The sequence below is a fragment of the Staphylococcus sp. HMSC13A10 genome (assembly GCF_001808005.1).
GTDB classification, from domain to species: Bacteria; Bacillota; Bacilli; order Staphylococcales; family Staphylococcaceae; genus Staphylococcus; species Staphylococcus pasteuri.
On the sequence record NZ_KV791836.1, the window covers coordinates 20,764 to 27,097 of the forward strand.

Below are 6,334 nucleotides of genomic sequence, written 5' to 3' on the forward strand. Positions count from 1 at the left end.
ATTGAATTCTCTACAATAGTCATTACTTCTAATTTCACGTATCCAATTTATATGAATAAAAAATAAAACTACTGAAAAAGTTAATTAACTTAATCAGTAGTCAATTGTTATATCTATTTATTAGTGAATGTATCGATATGAGCTTACTTGATATGATGGAATTGTTCTATATGTTACAATTCCAGGTTTAGCAGCCCAATTCATTTCTGAAATTAAAATACTACCATCACTGTTAACACGTTCTACAAATGCTACATGACCATAATATCCTGCATCACTTTGTGCGATTGAACCAACAGTTGGTTTACCATCAATTGTGTAACCATCAGCTGCTGCTGCGTTATCCCAATTGTTAGCGTTCCACCAATATGTACTAATACCTTTACCGATTTGAGCACGACGGTTAAATACATGATAAGTACATTGTCCCCATGTATATAAGTTTTGATGATTGAAAACAGGTGTTTTATAACCATTATTACTTGCACTTGCATTACTAGAACCAGTGTTAGATGCAGTAGCACTTCCTGTTACTTTTAACTTTTGTCCAGGGTAAATAAAGAAGTTAGACATCCCATTTAAACTCATAATTTTTTGATAAGATGTGTTATATTTAGCCGCAATTGAAGATAATGAATCTCCTGCTTTAACTGTATACGTTGATGAACTACCACTTGTAGTTGTTGAGCTACTTGGCTTACTTGTACTAGTAGCTTTTCCTGATACTTTTAATTTTTGTCCAGGATGAATAGTAAAGCTATTCAAACCATTCAATTTCATTATGTTTTGATAGCTCGTTCCATACTTAGAAGCAATTGAAGATAATGTATCTCCTGCTTTAACTGTATAAGTAGATGAACTACTTGTTGAAGTTGAATTACTTGGTTTGCTCGTACTACTAGTTGATCCCGATAATTTTAAAACTTGATTTGGAAATATTATATTAGATGTCATTCCATTTAATGATTTTAATTTCGAAACGGAAACACCATATTTATTCGATATAGACCAGAGTGACTCTCCACTTTTAACTTTATGTGTCGTTGTTGCTGCATCGGCTTGCGTTGCTGCAATAGCGCTTACTGCACTAGTTCCAACGATTGCAGCAATAATTTTTTTATTCAATTACTTATTCCTCCTAAAATACTCTATTTATATCTCGGATTATTTATACAATATCTATTATACTTGTTTTATATGTATATGATATTTGTATTTCATGACATTATGATTACAAATATAATAATATTATCAAATTGATTCTTACATAAAATACATTTCTACTATATAAATTGCACATTTCCTCTTTACACTTTAAAGTTACAAATTACATTTTGTTTTTCATAATGTTACTTTTAAAATTATTTGCTTTCATAAAATAAACATCGAGAAAGTAAGGCAAATACATTTTTGTTATAGTTTCTAACAATTTGAAAATGTATACTTCTTACTATCTCGATGTAAGACTAATCATTATTCTTTTAGTTCTTTTTCAATATCTTTAATTTCTTTTTGAGATAAATCTACAGGTTTTTCGCCATCTTTAGTATCTTCTTTCAATGCTTTTTGAGCTTCTTTTGAATGATATAACTTAACTATTTTTTTGTAAGTTTTATTATCTATGTCTTTTGAATTAACTGCAATAATATTAATGTACGGTTGTACTGCATCAGAATTCTGATCTTCTAAATAAATTGGATCTTTCTTTGGATTCTTTCCTGCTTTTGTCGCCACACCATTATTAATAACTGATATATCTACATCTGATAATGCGCGTGCAGTTTGCTGTGCATCGACTGCTTTAATTTTTAAATTTTTAGGGTTATCAACTATATCTTTTGTAGTGCCATTTAAACCAAAATCCTTTTTCAATTTAATTAAGCCTGCTGATTCTAATAATTTAAGTGCACGTGCTTGATTTGATACGTCATTTGGTATAACTACTTGAGCTCCTTTTTTCACATCTTTTATATCTTTTATCTTATCTGAATAAATACCTAAAGGTGCTAATACCGTTGTACTCATTGCTGAGATTTTGGCATCTTTATGTGCTTTCTTATATTGATCTAAAAACGCAAAATGTTGAAAGGCATTCATATCGATGTCTCCATCACTTAATGCTTTATTCGGAACATTATAATCAGAAAAATGCTTGATTTGTACATCGATACCATCTTTTTTAGCTAGTTCTTTCACTTTTTCCCATGCTTTAGTGTCATTAGATGCTACACCAACTGTAACTTGTTTGCCGTTCTTCCCACCACAAGCAGATAATACTAATACCGCTAAAATAATTACTCCTAAAATTTTCTTCATATTGTTTACGCCTCCTATATCATGGAAATAAATAGATTTTAATTTCTTCTAATTTTACGTGAAATAAAATTACCGAGTGATTGAATAATTTGTACAATTATAATTAATACAACTACAGTTATGACGATGACGATTGTATCGAAACGTTGGTAACCATATACAAGTGCTAAATCACCTATACCTCCGCCACCAACATCTCCAGCCATTGCTGTGCTTCCTATTAAGCCTATAATGGCAGTTGTAATTGCTAAAATAAGTGATCCTAATGCTTCTGGAAGTAGGAAATAACGGATAATTTGTATAGGAGACGCTCCCATTGCTTTTGCGGCCTCTATGATACCATCATCTACTTCTAATAATGAGTTTTCTACAAGTCTTGCAATATAAGGTGCAACATACACTGTTAAAGGAACAATTGCAGCAGTCGTACCTATAGAAGTACCTACCAACATTTTGGTAAAAGGTATAATTGCAATTAGTAAAATAATAAAAGGTATAGATCTTAATATATTTATGATGGGGTTAAGTATTTGATGTAAAATCGCATTGGGCCAAATCCCATTTTTCCTAGTAATAACTAGTAATACACCTAGTGGTATGCCGATTAATGCGCCAATTACCAATGCTACTGTAACCATATAAAGTGTTTCATATAGTGCTTGCATTAATTGTGATGAATCTAAACTAGAACCAAACATTTATCTAAACCTCCTCATAATGTATTTTGTTATTTTCAAAAAATGAATTAAGATTAAATTTCTTGTAATTTTCATCTTTTTTGATACGAATCCACATATAGCAAACCGTATCTCCTTGTATTTCAGACATAGATGAAAACAAGACATTCACATTTAAATGATAGTTGTTTATCATTTCATTTAATAAAGGATATTCAATTTGTTCTTGATCAATAAATAATTTTAAATCAATATCACTTTCATTTTTATAACGATTAAAAGAATCTATGAGTGATTTAGAAGGTTCCATATTGACTACAGTAGTTACAAAGTTATGAGCGGTCTTGGTTTTAGGATTGCTAAATACTTCTTTAACGTCACCTATCTCAACTACTTCGCCATTTTCCATAACTGCTACTCTATTACAAATTTTTTGTATAACACTCATATCATGTGTGATCATCATCACTGTTACGCCAAATGTTTTATTTACATTACTCAATAAGTTTAATATTGAATTGGTTGTAGCAGGATCAAGTGCACTTGTTGCTTCATCACATAACAACACTTTAGGATTAGTTATTAGGGCACGAGCAATGGCAACTCTTTGTTTCTGTCCACCCGATAATTCATCAGGAAATTGATTCTTTTTATCACTTAAACCAACAAATTTTAATATGGAATCCACTCTTTCTTGAATTTCTTTTTTATCTTTTCCGCTTAAAATTAAGGGCATTGCTACATTTTTAAAGACTGTTTTAGAATTCAATAAATTAAAATGTTGGAATATCATACCGATATCTTTTTTAACTTTACGTAATTCTCTTTCCTTATATGTATTAATTTCATGTCCATCAACGATTACTTGTCCATCAGTAGCATGTTCTAATTGATTCACTAATCTAACTAAGGTACTTTTACCTGCGCCACTATACCCTATGACACCGAAAATATCATATTGATTAATCGTGAATGATATATTTTTCAATGCATGTATCTTTTCTTTCTTTTTATGAAATACTTTATTTACATTGTTAAATTCAATCAATCATAACCCTCCTCCTGTTTTAATCCCGATAATTATTATCTGAATATTTGCATTATATTGTAAGGGCGTGATCTAGTCAACACCATTTTCTGATTTTTCTAAAAATAGCAATTATTTTAACTTCTTTGTTTTAGATGTTCCATAATAATTAACAGTTTTCAACAACAACCCCATTTCATCTATACCGATTATCTATCAATAATTAACATTAATTATAATTCTTACTTTACTTATATAGTTTATGGGTGTATAGTTAATCTAACGTAATAAAAGGTCGTGAATTTGATTGAAGTTTATTTGTTTAGAATATACTCTTTTGATTAATGAAATTTGTTACAAATATTTAGTGCAAAAGCACACGGAGGTATTCGATATGAATAACGGTACAGTTAAATGGTTTAATTCAGAAAAAGGTTTTGGTTTCATCGAAAGAGAAGATGGAAGCGACGTATTCGTACATTTCTCAGCAATCGCTGAAGAAGGATACAAATCATTAGAAGAAGGACAAAAAGTTGAATTCGACATCGTTGAAGGCGATCGTGGAGAACAAGCAGCTAATGTCGTAAAAATGTAATAACATTTTCAAAGCAACCTTAATGGTTGCTTTTTTTTTGCTTAAATTTAATAAAATACTAGTCAGTCTTCTTATACATCTATTATTATTAGAAAGTATATCTATATCTTTTACATTTTTTATAACTATTAATACATAAAGGAATGATTTAACTTTGAGTTTACTCTCAATTATTTTGATACTACTTGTAGCAATTGAGTTTATCTTTATTATGATACTTCAAACATTTATGACAAGCTCTAAAAAAACTAGTCAAACTTTTAAAATGAGTCAATCTGCATTAGAAGATAAAAATTTAAATACATTAATGAAAAATCAAGGTATTTATAATGGACTTCTCGGTCTTTTCGTAATTTATGCGACATTTTTTAGTAATCATCCTAGAGAACTCATTATATGTATTCTTGTATATATGATTATAGTTGCAATCTATGGTAGTTTAACAAGTCAAAAGTCTATCATTATTAAACAAGGTCTATTACCAATTCTAGCTCTCTTATCATTAATTTTTTAATTATTTCCGTTAAATCGAAACTCGATTTAACGGTTTTTTTATAATAAAAGGCCATTCCAAAAATGGAATGAGCCTTGTGATATCAATATTTCATTTTATTATTTATTTTCTTCTTCGTCTTCATCTTCTCTACGACGTTTGAAGAATAAGAATAGTGCACCTAGTCCGGCTAATAATGTACCGAACAACGTTCCTTTATTAACTACATCTTGTCCTGTTTCAGGTAGTTCACTCTGACCTTTACCTTGATCTTTATCTTTGTTTGTTGATGATTTCGTTGATTTTTCTACTTGTTGTCCATTCATATCTACTACTTTACTACCATTATTTTGGTTAGAATTAGTTACTTCGCTGTTGTTATCTGTTTGTGCTTGTTCTTCAGTATCTCGTTGAACTGAATTATGGGTTGCTTTATTGCTTCCATATGCACGAGTTGATGATGTTGATTTACTATCATTTGACGGTGCTGTTGGTTGAGTTGAATCTTTTGTTTCTTTCGGTTCAGCCGGCTGACTAGGATTTGTTGAATCATCAGAATCTGTCGGTTGTTTTGTATGATTTGGATTTGTTGGGTCGACTGGTTTTGTTGGCTCTGTTGGTTGATTTGGGTCGACTGGTTTACTGTTATCAATAACTGTTCCATCAGTAGATGGTGAGATATTACCGTCTGCATCCGTTGCTGTTACTCCGATATGATCTCCACCATTTAGTTCTTCACCAGTAGGAATATTTATCACATAATTACCATTTTTATCTGCTGTACCACTTGCAGTTCTTCCATCTGGGAACGTTACTGTTACTGTTGAACCTGGTTCTGCTGTTCCTGTGATTGTTTTATCGCCTTTATGAACAGGATTAACAGTTGGTGCTTCTGGTGCTGTTGTATCTTTGACAACAGTTGATGCTTTTTCAGAAGTGTTGCCATCTTTGTCTGTTGCTGTAACTGGTAATTTTTCTCCGCCTTTTAGATCTTCATTGGCTGGAATGTCAATCACATAATTACCATTTTCATCGGCAATTCCAGTTGCTGTTGTTCCATCTGGGAACGTCACTGTCACTCTTGAGTTTGGCTCGGCTTTACCTGTGATTTGTGTATCATCACTTGTCACTGGATTGATTGTTGGTGTATCTGGTGCTGTTGTATCTGTTACCACTGTTGTTGCTGGCTCTGACGTGTTGCCATCTTTGTCTGTTGCTGTAACTGG

The 6,334-nt window shown here is 31.3% G+C and carries 7 protein-coding genes; 2 read left to right on the forward strand and 5 right to left on the reverse strand.

Going from position 1 to position 6,334, the window contains the following annotated elements:
• Positions 1–120: 120 nt before the first annotated feature.
• The 4 genes from HMPREF3125_RS02015 to HMPREF3125_RS02030 form a co-directional block, all read right to left on the reverse strand.
• Complete coding sequence (locus HMPREF3125_RS02015) at positions 121–1,125, reverse strand: LysM peptidoglycan-binding domain-containing protein (protein WP_017638307.1); 1,005 nt, start codon at positions 1,123–1,125, stop codon at positions 121–123.
• Positions 1,126–1,473: 348 nt separating this feature from the next.
• The gene (gene gmpC / locus HMPREF3125_RS02020) at positions 1,474–2,316 is read right to left on the reverse strand and encodes a dipeptide ABC transporter glycylmethionine-binding lipoprotein (RefSeq protein WP_070451603.1); all 843 of its coding nucleotides are present in this window, start codon (positions 2,314–2,316) and stop codon (positions 1,474–1,476) included.
• A 38-nt stretch (positions 2,317–2,354) separates the two neighbouring features.
• Entirely contained in the window at positions 2,355–3,014 is a 660-nt protein-coding gene (locus tag HMPREF3125_RS02025; protein WP_070451604.1) for a methionine ABC transporter permease, read from the reverse strand.
• A 4-nt stretch (positions 3,015–3,018) separates the two neighbouring features.
• Positions 3,019–4,041, reverse strand: coding sequence for a methionine ABC transporter ATP-binding protein (locus HMPREF3125_RS02030; protein ID WP_017638304.1), 1,023 nt, complete (start codon positions 4,039–4,041; stop codon positions 3,019–3,021).
• Positions 4,042–4,414: 373 nt separating this feature from the next.
• Here HMPREF3125_RS02030 and HMPREF3125_RS02035 point away from each other — a divergent pair, with 373 nt between their 5' ends.
• Both HMPREF3125_RS02035 and HMPREF3125_RS02040 read left to right on the forward strand, forming a co-directional pair.
• Entirely contained in the window at positions 4,415–4,615 is a 201-nt protein-coding gene (locus HMPREF3125_RS02035) for a cold-shock protein (protein WP_002450876.1), read from the forward strand.
• Positions 4,616–4,769: 154 nt separating this feature from the next.
• Positions 4,770–5,129: a DUF1304 domain-containing protein gene (locus tag HMPREF3125_RS02040; RefSeq protein WP_070451606.1), complete on the forward strand. Its 360-nt coding sequence runs from the start codon at positions 4,770–4,772 to the stop codon at positions 5,127–5,129.
• 98 nt (positions 5,130–5,227) lie between these two features.
• Here the strand turns inward: HMPREF3125_RS02040 and HMPREF3125_RS02045 are convergent.
• Positions 5,228–6,334: Ig-like domain-containing protein (locus HMPREF3125_RS02045; protein WP_176745271.1), on the reverse strand; the 1,107-nt coding region annotated here is incomplete at its 5' end.

Coding starts and splice junctions, on each gene's coding strand:
- HMPREF3125_RS02035 (WP_002450876.1), top strand. CDS start 4,415: ATGAATAACGGTACAGTTAAATGGTTTAATTCAGAAAAAGGTTTTGGT.
- gmpC (WP_070451603.1), bottom strand. CDS start 2,316: ATGAAGAAAATTTTAGGAGTAATTATTTTAGCGGTATTAGTATTATCT.
- HMPREF3125_RS02025 (WP_070451604.1), bottom strand. CDS start 3,014: ATGTTTGGTTCTAGTTTAGATTCATCACAATTAATGCAAGCACTATAT.